General features: G+C 59.2%; 12 protein-coding genes. 7 read left to right on the forward strand and 5 right to left on the reverse strand.

Translation table 11 applies throughout. From position 1 onward, the window contains the following. Positions 1-161 precede the first annotated feature (161 nt). The 3 genes from csm3 to csm5 are packed head-to-tail and all read left to right on the forward strand — an operon-like array spanning position 162 to position 2,978. Positions 162-770 (forward strand): type III-A CRISPR-associated RAMP protein Csm3, encoded by a 609-nt coding sequence (gene csm3, locus HPY64_11045; GenBank protein NPV67671.1) that lies wholly within the window; start codon positions 162-164, stop codon positions 768-770. Between the two features lie 3 nt (positions 771-773). Next, entirely contained in the window at positions 774-1,841 is a 1,068-nt protein-coding gene (gene csm4 / locus HPY64_11050) for a type III-A CRISPR-associated RAMP protein Csm4 (GenBank protein ID NPV67672.1), read from the forward strand. Between the two features lie 3 nt (positions 1,842-1,844). After that, positions 1,845-2,978, forward strand: a complete 1,134-nt coding sequence (csm5, locus tag HPY64_11055) for a type III-A CRISPR-associated RAMP protein Csm5 (protein NPV67673.1) — start codon at positions 1,845-1,847, stop codon at positions 2,976-2,978. Positions 2,979-3,162: 184 nt separating this feature from the next. On the opposite strand, the gene HPY64_11060 is transcribed toward csm5, so the two are convergent. The 5 genes from HPY64_11060 to HPY64_11080 form a co-directional block, all read right to left on the reverse strand. Then, on the reverse strand, positions 3,163-5,160 hold the full coding sequence (locus tag HPY64_11060) for a beta-galactosidase (GenBank protein NPV67674.1): 1,998 nt from the start codon (positions 5,158-5,160) through the stop codon (positions 3,163-3,165). A gap of 81 nt (positions 5,161-5,241) precedes the next feature. After that, positions 5,242-6,084: a carbohydrate ABC transporter permease gene (locus tag HPY64_11065; protein NPV67675.1), complete on the reverse strand. Its 843-nt coding sequence runs from the start codon at positions 6,082-6,084 to the stop codon at positions 5,242-5,244. Positions 6,085-6,129: 45 nt separating this feature from the next. Beyond that, the gene (locus tag HPY64_11070) at positions 6,130-7,077 is read right to left on the reverse strand and encodes a sugar ABC transporter permease (GenBank protein NPV67676.1); all 948 of its coding nucleotides are present in this window, start codon (positions 7,075-7,077) and stop codon (positions 6,130-6,132) included. 69 nt (positions 7,078-7,146) lie between these two features. Further along, entirely contained in the window at positions 7,147-8,460 is a 1,314-nt protein-coding gene (locus HPY64_11075) for a sugar ABC transporter substrate-binding protein (protein ID NPV67677.1), read from the reverse strand. Positions 8,461-8,517: 57 nt separating this feature from the next. Continuing rightward, complete coding sequence (locus tag HPY64_11080; GenBank protein ID NPV67678.1) at positions 8,518-9,501, reverse strand: LacI family DNA-binding transcriptional regulator; 984 nt, start codon at positions 9,499-9,501, stop codon at positions 8,518-8,520. Positions 9,502-9,612: 111 nt separating this feature from the next. On the opposite strand from HPY64_11080, the gene HPY64_11085 reads away from it, so the two are divergent. From HPY64_11085 to HPY64_11100, 4 genes are all read left to right on the forward strand, one after another. After that, positions 9,613-10,314, forward strand: a complete 702-nt coding sequence (locus HPY64_11085) for a hypothetical protein (GenBank protein NPV67679.1) — start codon at positions 9,613-9,615, stop codon at positions 10,312-10,314. 283 nt (positions 10,315-10,597) lie between these two features. After that, positions 10,598-11,584 carry a hypothetical protein gene (locus HPY64_11090; GenBank protein ID NPV67680.1) on the forward strand — a complete coding sequence of 329 codons (987 nt, stop codon included), beginning with the start codon at positions 10,598-10,600 and terminating at the stop codon, positions 11,582-11,584. A 147-nt stretch (positions 11,585-11,731) separates the two neighbouring features. Then, a complete protein-coding gene (locus tag HPY64_11095) occupies positions 11,732-17,347 on the forward strand; it encodes a pyridoxal phosphate-dependent aminotransferase (GenBank protein NPV67681.1) in 5,616 nt (1,871 codons plus the stop codon). A 259-nt stretch (positions 17,348-17,606) separates the two neighbouring features. Continuing rightward, positions 17,607-18,374 (forward strand): IclR family transcriptional regulator, encoded by a 768-nt coding sequence (locus HPY64_11100; protein NPV67682.1) that lies wholly within the window; start codon positions 17,607-17,609, stop codon positions 18,372-18,374. The last annotated feature ends 17 nt before the right edge of the window (positions 18,375-18,391 follow it).

Consider the following 18,391-nt stretch of genomic DNA (forward strand, 5'->3'; position numbering starts at 1 on the left):
GTCAATAGCCAGTTGGAGAAGATGGGTCTGCAACGCCTTCATGCTCGTACCAATGCTGGTGTTGCCCTGAAGGTCTTGGCCTCGCTCATCGCCTTGGCCTTGACCAACGCTAACTAGCAATCAAGGTACCATATATTCCGGGGTCAAGTCTGCGCGGCAAGATGCGCTCCTCGCTGGAAAAGGCGATGGGGTTACCTCTGAACCAGAAGATCGGGCAATGGGTCACAATCCATAGCGCGAAAAGTCAGCAGGATTATGACACCTCCCCCGTGTGCCAGCTCTTTGGCGTCACCGGCGAGAATGAATGGTCGCGCCCATCGCGCCTGCTGGTAAGGGACATACCGCTGTCAGAGGAAACGCGTCTGGCGATGGCAACGCGCCGGCTGGATATGCCCTTCACCGAAATCAAAGTCGAGGTTGCCATCGACCGGATAACGAGTGCAGCGGTGCCGCGCAACCTCGAGCGCGTGCCGGCGGGTTCTGTATTCGCGCCCGGGCAGATGGTGCTGAATGTCTACGAGAACGATCCTCCCGGTCTGTTCAATGTGCTTTACAACGGCATGCTGCTGGTTGAGGATGGATACCTGGGTGGCGGAGGATCACGTGGTAACGGTCAGATTCGGTTCCGCAACATCGTGATCAGCGCGCGCGCGACCACCGACTCCCAGGGTAAGTTGGCTTATGCGGAACGCAGAGAACTGGCCAAAGCACCTTCACTCGCCGATTTCGGCCCGGTGATGGACCTGCCGAAACTGCTCGGCGGAGGCTGAGCGATGGACGCACACGTCTACCGCCTGAAGTTCTCCGGCGGACTCCATACAGGGCGGCGTGGAGTTGGCCTGGAAGCGACCGATCATCGCCTGGCTTCCGATACAATTTTCGCCGCATTGCTCACGCAGCTCGCAGAGCGCCATCCGGCCCTCGCCGATGAGCTGGTATCAGCGTTTCCGCGTCGAACCGGGGCGGATGGCACGACCTATAAGGCAGGTGATGCGCCATTTCTGATCAGCTCGGCGTTTCCGTTTGCAGGCGATGTGCTGCTGTTCCCTATGCCGGCTATTTCAAGAGTATCAGCGCCCAGCGCTGATAAGACGTTGAAGAAGGTGCGATACGTCAGCCAGGCGATCTTCCGCGCCGTACTCAATGGCGCAACGCTAGCCGATTTCGGCACGAAAGCCAGATCATACCAGCATGGCACAGTCTGGATCGCGACCGGCGACGAGCCAGGATTGCCGGGTGAATTACATCCGCACGAAGAAAACATAGACATCTGGCGCGTACGGCAACGTCCACGGGTGGCCGTTGATCGAGAGAGCTGGCGTTCCGCCATCTTTCATCATGGGGAAACGGTTTTCCGCCAGGGATGCGGACTGTGGTTCGCCATCGCCTGGCGCGATCCTGACAAGCGCGTTGGGGGATATTCACTCCGTGACCTGGTCGATAGCCTTCTGCAGGACCTTCAGGCGTTCGGAATCGGCGGCCTGCGGAGCTGTGGGCTGGGCGCGTTTGAGTTCGGCGATCCGCTAGTCTTGAACCTGCCGGATCCTTCCCCTCACGATACGGTAGTGACCCTAAGCCGTTTTTACCCGGCGCCGGATGAATTGCACTACCTGGACCATCCGCAGGCGTCCTATCGCCTGACGCAAATTAGCGGCTGGATGCGGGCAGCCGGTGTCCCTGATCGTGAACGGCGCACGGTCACCATGATTGAAGAAGGAGCCATCCTGACCAGCGGGCCGAAGGGTGGTGGATGTCTTGTGGACATCAGCCCGGACGGCGCACCGCATCCAAGCTGGCGTTACGGGCTGATGTTTCCGGTCGGACTGGCGGGAGGGAACTAGACAATGAGCGCCATCCAGAAGATCTATCGCCATTTCGACGTAACACTGCAAGCAATCACACCGCTGCACATTGGCACCGGCAATGTGTTGATGAAGGGAATTGACTTCATTGACGATGGCAAGACCACCTGGCGGCTTGATGTGGATCGAATCCTGGCCGACCTGTGGGCGCCTGAATTCGGCAACGCGCATCCCGCTGAACTGCTGGAAAGCATCCCGCAGGCTGAACGGGACCAATACGTGATCTATTCTGCTAAGGGTGCGATCCGCGCCCAGCAGACGTCATCGAAACTCCGCGAGTGCATCAAAACCCCGGACTACCAGCCGTACATCCCGGGATCGTCGCTCAAAGGCGCCTTGCGCACGGCGCTCGCCTGGGCGGGATGGCCGGAGCAGGTAAAGGCAGTCCAGGCAAACGACATCAGAAAGAGCAAATCCTGGGCAGGGCAGACGCTCGAAGACCGCCTGTTTCGCCCAAAACGCAGTGATAAGGATGGCCCTAACAAGGATTTGCTGCGCGCGCTGCATATCGGCGACCTGCACCTCCAGACTGAGGGCGCGGTCTGGCAGATATTGAATATCCAGGTGGCCAAGAGTAGTTCCTTTGACAGTCCAATTGAGGTCGAAGCCATCGGCGCAGATACGGTATTTGCGGGGCGACTGACCATCGATGACCACCTGTTCCAGCCACAAACAGACAGTGTTTTGGGTCTACATAGTTTGGAGCCATGGATCGTCACCGAGCTGGCACAGCGGGTTAATCAACACACGCTGGATCTCCTAGATCGCCGCATAGCGCGTAGTAGTCGGATGCAGCAGAATGGTGCTGCTAATGTCCGAAGATTTTTCACCGATTTGCGTGGGTATGTAACTGGATTACCCGCTAATAAATGCGTTATCTGCCTGGGCTGGGGCGGCGGCTGGGACAGCAAAACCTTCGGCTCCCGCCTGCAAGGCAACCCAGCCTTCTTTGAGAAAGAGATCATCGACCGTTTCAAGCTGCACCGCGGCAAGGTAGCACGCAAAGCCGGTGATCCCTTCCCGCGCACACAGCGGCTGATCGTCCGCCAGCGGGATAATGCCACAACCATTCGGGGCGCACTGGGTTGGTGTCTTCTGACCCTAGTTCCGCACTAGCTGTAAGGTTTACAGCTATTCCTCTTGGGCAGAGTTTATCTGCCTTGTAAGGCACGCCGTTTTCAGTGGGCCTGCAACGAGAATCGGTTGGGCCGCGCATGTTTCGCGCGGCCCAACTGTCATTCCGCCAATTGGTCTATGCCTCTTTTCAACGAGTGGTAGCCTCACGGATTTCAGACTGCGCTCAAGATCGGGTTTCCCCTGGCGCCAGGATGGCCACGCCTTTCGGAGGCAGGGTTAGCACCGGGCCGACAGGCTGGTCGGTGATCAAGTCGACGTAGGGCTGCTCAAGGGCCACCTCGCGGGTGTCGCTGCTGTGGTTAAGCGCGAAGATCAGCGGTTGATCAGCCTGCCAGCGCAGAGCAATCTCAACGTCTTCGGGCGCCTTCAGCGGTGGGCGGATGTTGAGGGCGCTCAGCACATATCTCACCACCGAGTCTACCAGGCGTCGGTCACCGACTGTTCCTACATAGAACGCCCGCCCTTTACCATAGCGGTTGAGGGTAATGGCCGGGCGACCCATGTAGAAGTCGCTCCCGTATGTCGCCAGAACCTCTGCCGTTTCAGGAACCAGGATGTCACACCATACGGTTGCCGCGCCGGTGATGCCACTGTTTCCAGCCGCCTGGATCGGAATGCTGGAACCCTGGTAAAGCGAGTCGTATTCGTCCACTGTAGCTCCACACAGGGTACTGAGCAGGCCTGGCAGGGGCCGGTCAACGACGGTGTTATGGAAGTCCTTGACACCGCTTCTGGTGGTAAGCACCACTGTTCCCCCACCTTCAACGAAGGCCTCCAGTTTCTCTGCCAGGTTGTCTGGCAGAATGTACAGCGCCGGGACAATTAGCATTCTGTAGCCAGAGAGATCAGCATGTGGCCCGACAATATCAACGGCGATATGCTGGCGGTGTAGAGCAGCATAGTAGTCGTAAAGATGTGTTGCGTAGTCGAAGTCCGGGTTATTCGGCTGGATCTGGAAGGCAAAGCGACTGTCGTACGACAGCAGCATAGCGACTTCTGTGCGGGTCTCCGTTGCTTCCAGCGCCGCGGCAATACGCTGCAGTTCGCTGCCCAGAGCGGCAACTTCGGCGTAGCGGCGGCGCGGCTGTCCGTCGTGATCGAGGATGCCATGCCAGAACTGCTCCGCGCCAAAGCGGGCAGTCCTCCAGCGGAAAAATACGATCCCATCTGCACCATGGGCAATAGCCTGATACGCCCATAACCGGATCTCGCCAGGGCGGGGAGCGGCGCCCATTGTCTGCCAGCCAGTGATCCCACTCTGGCTTTCCATCACCCAGAAATTTTGCCGCTTCAAACCGCGCATTGTCGCATGGCTGAGGGCCAGCAGTGCAGGAGGAGCGGCCTCATTGCTCCAGAAACCGCGCGGATAGTTATCCCAGGTGACCAGATCCAGAGGCTCGGCCAGATCAAAATAGTCCAACTTGTCATACTTGAAGCCCATGAAGTTATGAGTGATGAACTGATCCGGACATCTCTGGCGCAGGATAGCGATCTGCTCCTGCTGTAAGGAGACATAGGTAGCCGAAATGAAACGCCGGTAGTCGAGATCGAGGCCAGGGTTGGAGATCACGGCGTTGGCCAACGGTACAGGAATCTGTTCCCAGGCCGTATACTCATGACTCCAGAAGACTGTTCCCCAGCATCGGTTGAGCACATCTAGCGTCCTGTACCTTGCCCGGAGCCAATCCTGGAATGCCGCGCGGCAGTTCTCGCAGTAACAGCGATCCCCGAACTCGTTGTCGATCTGCCAGCCGATTACGTTCGGATTGGCGTGGTAGTGTTCAGCCATGGCCTGGGCGATCTGGCGGGCATGAGTCCGGTAGAGGGGATGGGTCGGGCAGTATTCTCGCCGACCGCCATAGGTTGCCCGGCTATTGTCCTCCCGGACGAGGAACAATTCAGGCCGGTTATGCATCAACCAGGGGGGAGGCGAGGCCGTTGGTGTGCCCAGAACGACACGGATTCCATGCGCCGCCAGCACGTCAATTGCGCGGTCCAGCCAGGCAAAGTCATAGCGACCGGGTGCGGGTTCCATCTGGCTCCAGGCGAACTCTGCCAGTCGAACCACGTTAAAACCGGCCTGCTGCATCAGTCGGGCGTCTTGCGCCCAGCGATCTTCCGGCCAGTGTTCGGGATAGTAATCTGCACCGTAGTAGATCATGACATTCTCGTTTCCACAGGCAGGTCTGCACAGCCACTATATGAAATTGCCAGCAGGCCCAACAGAAGGCAGGAATCTGGATCAGCCTTTGATGGCCCCGGCAGTGATGCCTTCCATGAAGCGACGCTGCAAGATAAGAAACAGGATCAGGAGCGGCACGACGCTGACCACCGCCAGACCCATCATCTCCCGGTAAGCGGAATATCCCGGCGGGCCAGAGAAGGTCATCATCTTAAGGGGAAGGGTAAACAGGGTAGGGGATTTCAGGTAGATCAGCGGGCCGAGATAGTTGTTCCACGATCCAAGATAGAAGATTAGGCCCAGGCTGGTCAGGCCAGGGGCAATGATGGGCAGCACTACCCGCCGGAAGACCCCGAATTCGCTACAGCCATCAATCCGGGCGGCATCAAGAAGTTCGTTGGAAACGCCGCTGATGTACTGGCGCATGAAAAAGATACCAAAAGCGTTGGCCGCCCCCGGCACAATCAACGGCAGGAACGTGTTGATCCAGCCGAATTCCTTCATGAGTACGTAGGAAGGTACCATGGTTACTGCACCAGGGATCATCATTGTTCCCAGGAGAAACATGAACAGGATACGGCGACCGGGGAAATTATACTTGGCAAAGCCATACCCCCCCAGGGAGCAAAAGAACAGGGCGAAGGCTGTGCTGGTGGTAGCCATGAATAATGTATTCCAGAAGGCTCTGAGCGCTCCAGCTTGCTCAAAAATGTATCGATAGCCATCCAGACTCATGTTCTCGGAGATCAGGATTGGAGGGCGGGCGAAGACCTCCTCCTGCGGTTTGAAGGAGGTGCTCAGCATCCAGACAAAGGGGAGAATCATGAAGATCGAGATGGCAATCAGCAGGATGTGGATGCCGGCATCGATAAGTAGATTTTTGAGGCGGTCGCTTGTGGTCATGGGCCAGATCCCCTTTCTGGTGCAGCAGCCGGTATAGCGGGGGTGTTAGCCGGTATCACGATCAACGTACTTGAACTGGAGGTACGTCAATACGAATATCAACAGAGCGTAGACATAAGCCTGGGCGGAAGCCCGGCCAAAACGAAAGTCGCCGAAAGCAACGTTGTAAATCTGTACCAGCGGCGTTGTGGTTGCCCGTACAGGACCGCCATTGGTGAGCGACATCACTTCGTTGAAGAGGCCAAACGTGCCAATGGTGGACAGGACAACCGAAAACAGGATGATCGGACGGAGCAGGGGAATGGTGATCCGAAAGAACGCCTGTACTGCTGAAGCGCCGTCAATCATGGCGGCCTCGGTTAACTCATGGGGGATGGTTTGCAGGCCGGAAAGCATCAGAACCATGTTGTATCCTAGCCAGCCCCAGACTACGAGGATGCATAACGACACGCGCGCCCACCAGATGTCTTCCAGCCAGGGTACAGGGTTGAGGCCGATGCCCTGTAACAGCAGGTTGAAAAGCCCACCATTATGCTGGAACATCAGGCCAAAGGTGATGCCCGCTGCGATCATGGTCGTGACGTAGGGGGCGAAAATCAGCGTCCGGTAGACCTGAAAGCCCTTCACCCGTGGCGAATTGAGCAGGACTGCCAGCACAATGGCCGTAAATGTCATGATGGGCACGTACATGACGAACAGGATGAGGCTGTTGGTGATCGACTGCCAGAAGACGCGACCGCCCGCACCCAGCAGAAACTCAAAATTCTTCAGCCCCACAAACTCCATCGGCCGGACGCCGTTCCAATCCTGGAAAGAGAGAAACAGCGAGAATCCCACCGGGAACAGGCCGAAGATGATGAACAGCACATAGAAGGGCGAGATAAACACATACGCCCAGCGATTTCTGACTATCTCACGCCACAGGTGATGCCACCTGCCGTGCCCTGACAAGGCTTGAGGTGCGACTGGTGAAGTGATCGGCTGTTGATCCATGAGTTCCTCCCGCCCGGAGAGGTGCTAGGAGGGGGGCCGCGCGGCCCCCCTCAGGCCGACAGGCGAGGGTTATTCGAGGTTGGCTGCAATCTCTTCCGCCGCCAGATCAAGCGCTTCCTGCGCAGACATCTGGCCGCTGGCGTACGATTGGATAGCCACGGATACCGCCCCGTTCATCATACTGTAATTGGGGCCGTAGACCGTGCCATCCGGGATTTTGTGCACAACATCGGCGTAGATGAGCTTGGTCTGCTGACCGGCAAAGAATGGATCGGGTTCGGCAAAGGCCGGATCGTCGTAGGTTGTCTCCAGAGCAGGCACGAAACCGCTTTGTCGGAACATGGCAATCTGGCTCTCTTCGGTGCCGACAGCGAACTGAATGAACGCCCAGGCAGCCTCCTTGTTCTGCGACTGCTCAGGGATCACAAAGGCCGAACCGCCGTCATTGGAAGCCCGTACCTGGCCCTCTTTGACCGCTGGCATATAGGCTACGCCCCACAGACCTTCAGTGCCGGGGGCAATCCAGCTCTTGAGGAAAACGTCCATCCACGAGGCCTCGATCAGGGTGGCGACTGGCGTGCCGCCCTCTTCAGGCAGAGCTGCAAATTCGGCGTACCAGGCGTCTGTCCATTCCAGATTATCGGTAACCAGATCCTCTTCCCAGAACTTGCCCAGCAGTTCCAGCGTGGCCACGTTCTCCGGGCTGTTGACCGTAATTTCACCGGTCTCGCGGTCGTAGTAGCCCAGGCCCTGTTGCCACAGGATCATCTCATAGAGACGGCCGTAGTTGTTAGCTTTGTTGTGGGCAAAGCAGTAGAACCCCGTCTCTTCCTTGATGGTCCGGCACATGTCTAGGTAGCCATCCCAGGTGGCTACCATCTCGGAGACAGCTTCAGGATCGCTCGGGAGTCCGGCCATGTCGAGCACATCACGGCGGTAGTACATCACCACCGGCCCGGAGTCCCAGGGCATCCCATAGTAACGGCCGTCCAGTTCTGCATTGGGCCAGCGGTAGGCATTGGTAATGGGGAGGTAGGGGGTAACCCATTCAGTGAGGTCGGCCAGCCCACCCAGGTGGACGAATTCACTCAAATGGCTATCTTCAACCAGGCAGACGTCGCATGCGCCCTCACCGGCGGTCAGGGCCAGCGGAAGGTTGGTGTATACGTCCGCAGGCGGATAGTATACGATCTCCACTTCGACATTGGGGTAGGCTTCATTGAAGGCGCTGAGGACCCCGGCGGCTTCTAGGGTGTCGCGGATGGCTGCGGTCCAGCCCCAGACCACAATTTTCCCTGAGACATCGCTGCTTTGAGCACGGATTGCTATCGCAGGAACCACGACAGCAATGACGATCAACAACAAGGCCAACTTTCTGAACATGGTGCTCTCCTTCTTGCCTAGATCGGGCAGTGCCCAGCAACCGCAGGTGAGAATCGTTCAGGCCGAGGATCGTCTGATAAACTGCGTCTTGAATACAATCTCCTTTCTGTCCATCACTGGATGGCGAATTCTTTCCAGCAACGTACGGACGGCGAAGCAGCCGATCTCGCGCATGGGCTGCCGTATGGTGGTCAATGGTGGGCAGGCAAAAGCTGCTGCCGGGATGTCGTCAAAGCCAACGACGGCGACATCGTCCGGCACCTGGCGATTTGCATCACGCAGAGCTTGTATGGCCCCAATAGCCATCTGGTCATTCTGGGCAAAGACGGCAGTCAGGTCCGGGGCGATGCGTAGCAGGCGTTGCATGGCATCATAGCCGCTTTGGTAGGACCAATCTCCCCCCTGGACAAGGTCTGGCTCAAACGGTAACCCAGCTTCTGCCAGGGCGCGCTGGTAGCCAGTGGTACGACCATTGTCCACACCCGGGATCGTCCCGATTCGGCGGTGGCCTTGGCTCAGGAGATAACGGGTAGCCATGTATCCGCCTTCGATGTTATCGACGTTGAGGGTGATCAGGCCGGGTTGGGGAGGGTGAGCTACTGCGACAACCGGTATACCCTGCTCGATCAGCCAGTCGATATAGGCGCGATGGCTTAACTCAGGACTGGCGACAAAAACGCCATCGACTTGCCGCTCACTCACCGCACGCCATTCCTCGGAATCGGGCTTAGCATCCGGCTCGACAATCGATAACAGAAATACATAGCCATGGCGTCGCGCCTCTTGCTCCGCGCCAGCCATGACCTGCACATAGAAGTCCTCATCCAGGCTGCTTGAGATCAGGCTCAAGGTGTGCGTGCGTTGGGAGACCAGACTGCGGGCTACAGAACTGGGGCGATAACCCAGCCTGTCAATGATCTGTTGAATGCGGTCACGGGTTTCCGGGGCGACATCTGGTTTGCCGTTGATAACGCGGGAGACTGTCTGGTGGGAAACGCCTGCCTGCCTGGCAACATCCTGAATGGTCACTCTTTTAGGCATAATGCCCAATCCAGTGTCTGTTTCTGGCTCCGTTAACGTTACCGTGAACGTTAACAGTTTAACATGATTTGATTTTTTGAGTCAACTCTTTGGTCAGGATATCCATGTCGGATGGAACGGGTTGAGTACAACCACTCAGGACATCTTTTCCCATACCGTCTAAACTGGCATTGTGGTTGGCAGGTGGCGATGGCAACTGTTCTGTTGCGGGCGAGGAGGCGAGCCGATATGCCAAATGCATTTGAGGAGTACCTGAGGGAACACGGCGATGAACTGCTTGCGCCGCTCAAGCAGGTGGTGAACTTCGCAACGACCCGCCGCTACGTGGCGGCTGCCTGGGAGGCGCTGGATATGCAGTCAGAGCCGCCACAAGACCTCCTCCAGCAGATCCAGCAACAGGTTGCCGAGTGTACGGCGTCCCGTCTGGTCATACAGTTGCTGCTCGAAATCGGCGGGAACGAACCGGTGTTCATGGGTTTCCTGGATGATATCACCGGGCGGTTGATGCTTACCTGTTCTCGGGATGATCTAATCGCGGCTGTGACTTTTGCTATCAACACTGCCTTCCTTGCCGAGACGCTGGCGGAAGAAGGGTTCGGCCTTCAGCAAGGGCTGGCAGGTTACCGCCGGGCCTTCATGGACCTTGGCAGGGCCGCCGCTGAATTGATCTCCGCCGGGGACGACGCTGCAAAGTCCCGGGCCATGGCGCGCCTGTCTGAGACTGTCAGGGCTTATCTCCCGCTGTTCACGGCCACCATTCAGGAAGAAGCTGAGCGCCAGGCTGGTGACGACGAGTCCGGCGAGTCTGGCTGACGGCGTTCGTCACTCCCACAAGGGCATAATCTCCAGTCCGATCCGGGCAAACTGCTCAAGTCGGATTCGACTATCTTCAGGTACAATAAATTCGCTTCATCAGCATTGCGGAGGCTGCGACTGCTTTGCCAGCTGGCCGCCGGATCTGATAGGTCCCTGACCGGTGTACTGAGGCAATCGAGCGGGGTGGACACACCCGGATTTCTGACGCTTTCAACAAGCCGCCAGTCGGATCAATGTAACCGTTGGCAGCCGGTTCCTTCGCTGCCGGAGGTGCAGAGAGATGGATGTCATCCCCGGTATCATCATCGGTGTGTTGCTGGCAGGCGGCCTGCTGGTAGCTCTTTTTGAGCTTCGCCTCCGCCAGCCCGATGTGATTGTGCTCTATGAGTCCAAGGGGCGGATCGGCGTCCGCAGGGGGCTGCTCTATCCGCGCCATTTCAGCCTGCCGCTCAAGCGCACGACTAGCCCGCTCCAGTTGACGGTTGAGGCCGCTGCGCTGGGGAACCTGACGGTCCGGGTCAAGCTGGTTGGCTCGGCTGCGCCATCGGTCGAGCATATCCAGGCGTTGATCCGGGTTGGCGGGTGGGATAGCGAGGCAGTCTCGCGCGCCGTTGACCAGGTCAGAATCCTGCTGATGGGGCTGGTCAAGGAATATACCGAACGCTCTGAGATCCATGCGATTTCCTCTCCTGCCCTGCAGAACCACCTGAACGAGCACCTCAAGCTGATTGAGGAGCGTTATGGTGTCGAGTTGATTTCGCTGGCCGTCCAGTCGCTGGAACCGACGGATCCGAAGATCGCTGAGGCGCTAAGCCAGCAGGAAGCGGCCCGGTTGCTGGAGCAGACCGAGCAGCTCAACCACCAGGCGCGGGTTGCCGCCGCCAAGGCTAAGTACAGAGCGGACGAGGAAATCGCTGCGATGGAGCACGCCCTCGAACTCAAGAAGTCCGAACTGAAGAAGGAGCAACTCCGGAGCGACGCGGAACTGGCCCGCCAGCGAATCGAAGAGGAACTGGCGCGTAGCCGCCTGCGCCTTGCCTTTGAAAAAGAGGAACTGGAAGTGCTCCGCCGCAACCCGGAGCTGTTGATGCTAACCCCTCAGGCCGCCCGCCTGGCGGAAGCCAGCCAGAGCCTGAAGAACGCCAGAACAGTGATCTCACTGACTCCACAGGAACTGGCCAATGGTTCGGCGCTCTTTACCCTGTTCCGCAACCTGCTGCTGAAGGACTTGGAAACCAAGGACCTGGAAATCAAGGATGAGACGTAGCCTGAGCATCCATCTGTAGACTGGCTTGGGCGGAAGGCTCATTGCCCTCTGCCTGAGGCCAGCAGACTCTTTGATCTCTGAACCCGAGGCGGCCATCATTTGCTGCCTGCCAGCACAACGGAAGCCCTTCCTGCGAGTGGCCATGCCATGCCCCACCTGCCTGATCCCATGTCATTCTTCCGCCTGAAGCCGATCCGGGCGGCACGTGTATCGGAAGTCAGCGAGACCACCGCTGCGGCGCCGGTTCCAGCTGAAGAACGCATCAACTTTCACATCGGGAACCCGCTGCAGGACCCGCGGCTTTCGTCGGCGTTCCTGCGCACGGCGCTTGGCCTGGACATCGGCCAGGTGGAACTGAATGACGCGGAACCAGACGCGATTCTGGAGCATCTGGGGTGGGACGAGGCCGACAAACCCAAGCTTGAGTTCCTGATCCGCACGATTCGCAGAAGTGCCCCGTATATGCCCCGTGGCGGGTATTCGGTCAAGGCTCCCCATGCGCTGGTCAAAACCTTCTGCTCCTGGCTGGAACACCAGCAGGAAGCGCTGCACTATGACACCGGGGAACAATCCGGGCGGCGGGAGATCATCCTGGCTTCCGGCGGGGTTCAGGAAACGCTGCGCGTCATCCTGTTCACGTTGTCTTCCAGCCTGGAAACGCTTCCGGCTCGCATCCTGTGCTACGGCTGTGATCTGCTGCCGCCATTGAAAGCGATCCCCGGCCTGCTGTTTGAGAATCTGCCGGCGGATGAGCAGCGGGCCTGCATGCAGATCGAGCAAACGCTGGCGGCCTCCCCCCATACGCCAACGGTTGTGGTACTTGGTAGCGTGCCGGGGGAGGTGACGCGGCGCCGGCTGCGCGTGATGAGCCTGGAGCAGCCTCTGTTCTTCATCGAAGCCAACAACGCCCCCAACCACCTTTCCCTTGCCCGCGAGGCCAAGCTTGTCCAGCGCGTCATCCGGATTCTGACGCCAGCCATTTTCTCGCCGCGCTGGCACACCCTCTCCACCGTATTTGTCGTGGGCAACGCCGACTTTCTCAGCGCGATTGAGAATGTTCATTTCAACCTCAAGGGGACACCCTCAGCGTCAGAGATCGAACTGCTGACATTTCTGCTCGACCAGCAACCTGCCAGCCCTGCTCAGGATTCCCCGCTGGCTATGCCACAGGCCAGGCCATCCTTTGAAGGGTTGGCGTTGAGCGGCGCTACGGAGGCGGCTCTGGTGCACCTTGCTCATGAAGCTGGGCTGCACCTGGAGGCACTGCTGGATGTTCACAACCAGACGGTCGAGCGCTCGCTGAAAGTGCTGGAGGAGAAGACCGACCTGTTTGCCCGGCGGATTCAGGGCGCCTGGAAGGACCGCCTTTTTGATGAATTCGCCGGTGTTGAGGTCAGAGAACTCCTCGATCTGGTGTTGCACAACCTTCATCGATCGGAAACCAGCCAGGCGCTTTTGCGCAGTTTCCTGAGCGTCTTTGTCAGGCATCAGCCACAGTACAGGCCGGAATCTTGCCTGGTCACCAGCGGCTCATCGCGCACGGCGCTGGGTATCCTGGGCTTCCACTGCGGGATCACCGAGGTGGTGATCCCCGATCTAAGCTGGTCTTACGAGCAGTGCTTCCCGCGCGTTCATGCTGTGCCGCTGACGGAATCGCTGGAGCTTGACGCCGAAGCGATGATCGCCAGGATTGAGGAGTTGTGCTGGCGCGATCCGTCATGGCCGCGGCGCGGCGCGGTGGCCATCAATAACCCGCATAACGCTACCGGACGCATCTTCCGCGAGGAGGCGGTCCAGCGGCTGGTTACCTACTGCCTGGAGCGCGGTATTTATGTCATTGACGATCTGGCTTACCAGAACGTCGCGCCGGTCAACGACCTGCCTGAGATCAAGACGATTCGCCAGATCGCGACCGAACTGGTGCAGCTGGGACTCGTCGATGAGCACCACGCCGATCGGGTGATCACCGTGCATTCCATGTCGAAGACCGACTGCCTGGCCGGGGCCAGGCTTGCTGTCGTGGAGATCCGCGACTCGGAATTGCGGCAGCGTTTTGAAGAGGTCAATGCCCACATCCAGCCGAACCTGGCTGCTGTGTTGATCTGCTATCTGTTCTATCGCGGCACAACGCAGGCGGTGCGTACCTACTGGCATTTGCGCAATGCCATCTACAGTGAACGAACCCATGCCCTGCTGACGGCCGTGGCCAATCTCCCGCCCGATCGCAATCCGTTCCAGTTGTCCATCATCCCGCCGACGGGGAGTATGTACCCATTGCTACGCATCGCGTTGCTCCCTGCCGGCCTGTCGCTGGACTGGCTGGCTTCCTCGCTGGCGCGGCGCGGGATTGGCCTGTTGCCCCTGGCGACCTTCGCCCGCACGGAAAAGGGATTCGAAACCGGCAGGACGACTTTCCGCCTGACTCTGGGCGGCGTAGATAACGCGGCGACGCTCCTGGCCAAGACGCGCCGCCTGCTCATCGATCTCAACCGGCTGATCGCGGAGGAGGAGGCCCGCTATAACCGCAAGCGTCTGCCGGTCCGGGTACCGGAATCGGCGGGTAGTCGGTCCGCGGAACTGGCCCAGGCCATGGATGTCATCGCCCGGCGTCTCCTGCAGCATTGCGCTCACGATAGAACCTGCCGCCATCTGCTGGCGCTGCCGCTGCTGGACCCCGAGCGGGCGCAGCGCGACTTCCTGGAGCGCTATGCCCCGGAACGCCTGGAAGTATTCCGTCTCCGTTTGCTCGATCGGGCGCTCATCAACGACGAGCTTACCCGGCAGGCGCTGGCTAACAACGGCACCTGGCTTGCCGAAAGGTTGCAGCGCGAATTCATGAAGGACTCGCTGGAGCGTCGCCAGCAGTTGTTCCGGCTGCGCTCCTACGACCGGACTGTCCATCCCACGCAGATGTACTCGCTGCAGGCGGAGCTGGCCCTAGACGCCATCCTGAACGCGCTGATTGCCGGTCAGCCGGTCGCCCCGGTGTTGATCGAGCGGGCGGCGCAGGAACTGGTGAAGGAATATTTGGGGCTGAACGTTAGCGTCAATTCGCAACAGGAAGCCGACGAAATCCTGCTTGATCTCGCCGCGCTCACCGCTGGTGAGCAGTACAGCGAGTTATTCACTGATGCACCGCTGACCTCCTTTCTATCTTTCTGGAGCGATTGGGATGGCAGCAGCAGACCGTCGGGGCAGGGGCATCAGCTGGCGGCAGCTGTAGTCATGGAGAATGTGCAGCGGATGGCACGCATCTTCAACCTGTTGCGGCAGGTTGACCCGGATGTTGCCGTCAGCCCTGAACTGCTGGCGGAGCTTGACCAGCTAGCGCAGCGTAACCAGCGCTTTAAGCGGCTCCTGAACGCCATCACCCAGCTTACCCAGCAACTGGAAGGTCGTTACCGGGGCGTCCTGCCTTTTGCTGTGGAGTCGACGCCGCTGCAGCGCCTGGCCGCGCGCTGGCACCTGCGCCGCGATCCGGCCAGGGCGCTATGGCAGCACAACGACCGCTACGAACAGAAGATGCTGGAGCTGCGCCGGGAACGACGCCGGACGCTGGAATATTACTTTGCCCTGAACAAGCAACTGCGCAAACAACTGTACGCCCTCATTCCGGCTATTCAGGCAAACCGCGCTGCCGAACCTCTGTTGCGGGAGGTGGTGGGCTACCGGGATATTCTGCAGCGCGTGGTGATCACGCCGCGCATCCAGCAGGCCCTGATTACCGCCCGCGATCAGTTTGCCATTGATACAACCGTGTATAACATGCATGAGATTAATACCCTCTCCGGCAAGTACGGCAATCCGGGGATGACCCTGGCTGTCCAGATCAGCCTATCGACCAGACCGGACGCCTTGATCTCGCTTGACAGGAAGATGCGCACGCAACTGGAGCAGGCGCGGCGGGAAAACCCGGCGGTTGACCTGCCTTCTATCTGGCTGATTCCGCTGTTTGAAGACAGGGAGTCAGTCCGGAATGTGCGCGCCTATCTGGATCAGGTCTGGGATTACGCCACCCAGAGCCGCCACACGGCTCAGTCCCCGCAGAACCGCTTTGCCGAGATGATTGATGAGATCTTCATCGCCGGTTCTGACCTGAGCCAGCAGATCAGTCAGGCTACAGCAGCACTCCTGTACCACAGGGCCAAGTACGATGTCCAGCTGTGGCTGGTGGAGCATGGCGTTGCCGAGCATGTGCGCATCAAGATGGGCAGCGGTGAGCCGATGCAGCGCCAGGGCGGGTACTACTCCCGTGTGGCAGGTCTGCCTGCTTTCCGCAATTCGGCGGAAAATCAGCACCGGTTCTCACGGCATCTGCTGGCGGCGGCGCGCAAGAGCACGGCCTATGCGGTGACGCCGTTGCAGGGGGTCTTTCTGGGCGGCGACCTGAGGACGTTTCAGAGCAATCTATCGGAACAGTTGCGTTTCCTGCCCGTGCGTGATTTTGTCAGCCTGCTTCATCATGTGCGGGAGTCGCAGGAGATTCACCGCCGCGACCTGATCCGCGCTGCCGAGATGACCGCCGAGAGCCGTCTGGTGGCCCAGAGCCGCAGCCTGCAGGAACTGGAACGGCTGACCGTCGGGACGATAGAAGCTGTCTACGAGCAGTTTCTGGCGGAACTGACCGATAGCTTCCGGCACATTCTCTATGGCCGGGAAGAAGATGTGTTTGGCATCCACATCATCTCCTACTTCATCGGTCGTTCCATCCCTCAGTTGCGTGACCGCCCCACCAGCCGGCGAACGCTGGAGACCGGCGCGGAGCGCGGGCAGCGTATCCTGGCGAATATCGCGGAAATCATCCCGCTGTCCAAACAGGGGAGTCTGTTGCGGGCCATCGCGCATAACCAGGCGCAGACGGCAGTGCTCGGCGTCAACCAGCTCACCACCGGGCTGTTCCGCGCCCTGGAACGCTTTGCCCAGAAGACCTTCGTGGCAGCCGAGCAGGAGCGCATGATCGGGGAGAGGTTGTTGCCGTATCTGCCCGTGTACGAGATTCTCAGCACCCTGCGCGTCTACCACGACTACCGGGGTGAGTTTCTCCGCACCATCGAGACGGCCTTCCCCGCTGGCAATTCCGCTTTTGTGGCGCTGCGGGAGGATAACGACGCCCTGCAGCGTTATCTGCCGCTGTTCCAGCAGGAACTGCTGCGCCGCCATGGTGTGAATGTCAGCGATTTCTTTGCCAATGGCGTCTTTATCCCCGATCTGCTGCCTACCCTCCGGCCCGATCTGGCGGTGCTGTTGCAGAAGGACCTGTTCAACACCGATCTTGAGGTGATGCTGGAACAGGTGTCCGGTCGGATCGCGGACGACTGGCGGACGGAGGTTGACCGGCTGCTACAGGTGCCGCGCCAGGTTCACTACTGGCGTTCGCTCATCTGGGAAGTGATCGGCGAATCGATCTACCAGCGTGTGCAGAGCTTCGGCGAGCTTGCTACCGCTCTGTACGCCTTTGCTGCTACACGCTCGTTCAGCGCCACACCGCCGACTGTCCGGGGGGCCAAGCTTTCGCCCGCCCTGGCAGGATTCTTCCGCACCGCCCGCGCTGATGACGAAATGCGCGACCTGCTGATTGGCGCGATCGAATATCTGAACGCACTGACGGAAGGTAGCTTTGAGATGCCCGTCAGCATCATCAGGGCGATGAACGACGTGGAGCGCCTGGCCCAGATTGAGGAAAGCGCCCTCCCGCCGGAAAAGCAAAACCTGTTCCGCCATTGCCTGCTGCAGATTGCCCGTCTGGTTGGCGAGAACGGGTAACGCCCCCGCCGGAAAAATTGATCTCCAGGTTGCAGACTGGCTCGCCTGCGCGGTGATGTGAGGAAAACCGCGCCGGTGGCCGTTCATGCCTGATTGACATGCAAAATGTTGCTATTCTATAATTTCAAATAGAGTTCGGAATTTTGCCATACTTGGCCCGTGTGGCCTGGGGCTGCGTCGCTCATCACGCTCAGGCATCCCTCCCCGCTCTTCTCTCCGTCCCCATGTCCCGGTTCCCTTAGCCCGGCGGATGGAAGCAATGAGCACACAGTACAAGACATCCACGACTGTGGCCAAAGCCTTTGCCATCCTCGAATTGCTGGCCTCGGACCCCGGCGAGACATTTTCGCTGTCACAGGTGGCGGCTTCCCTGCAGGTTTCCAAGAGCACCGCCCACCGCTACCTGACGACGCTGGAAGACCTCGATGTGGTCACCAGAGATGAAAATGACAACTTTGGGCTGGGTCACAAACTGATCGAGCTTGCCGGGGCCTTGCTCAGTGACTACGACCTTCGTAAGGAAAGCTTGCCCTTCCTGACCAGTCTCTCGGCCCAGACCCAGGAAACCGCCCACCTGGCTGTGCCATCCGCCAATGACGTTGTCTACATTGCCAAAGTGGACAGCCCTCATTCCCTGCGGCTGGCTTCCCGGATCGGCGCTCGCAGCCCAATGCACTGCACGGCGCTGGGCAAAGCCGTGCTGGCGTATCTTCCCCCGGATCAGCTGGCGAAAAGCATTCAGCAAGGGCTGCCTAAACGGACACGTCACACGTTGACTTCACCTGAGGCGCTGTGCGCCGAGCTTGAGCGGGTGCGGCAACAGGGCTACGCCATCGATGACCAGGAGAACGAGATCGGTGTGCGCTGTATTGGCGCTCCGATCTTTGACTATACCGGCCAGGTTATTGGTGCCATCAGTGTGTCCGGCCCGGTCAGCCGGATCACGGTGGAAAAGAGCCTGGAGTTCGCCCTGCTGGTGAGACAGGCAGCGCAGGCAATCTCCAGACGTATGGGATACCAGCCATAGTTGCGCTGTCCTGACCT

This window comes from Anaerolineae bacterium (assembly GCA_013178165.1).
Taxonomy (GTDB): Bacteria; Chloroflexota; Anaerolineae; order Aggregatilineales; family Ch27; genus Ch27.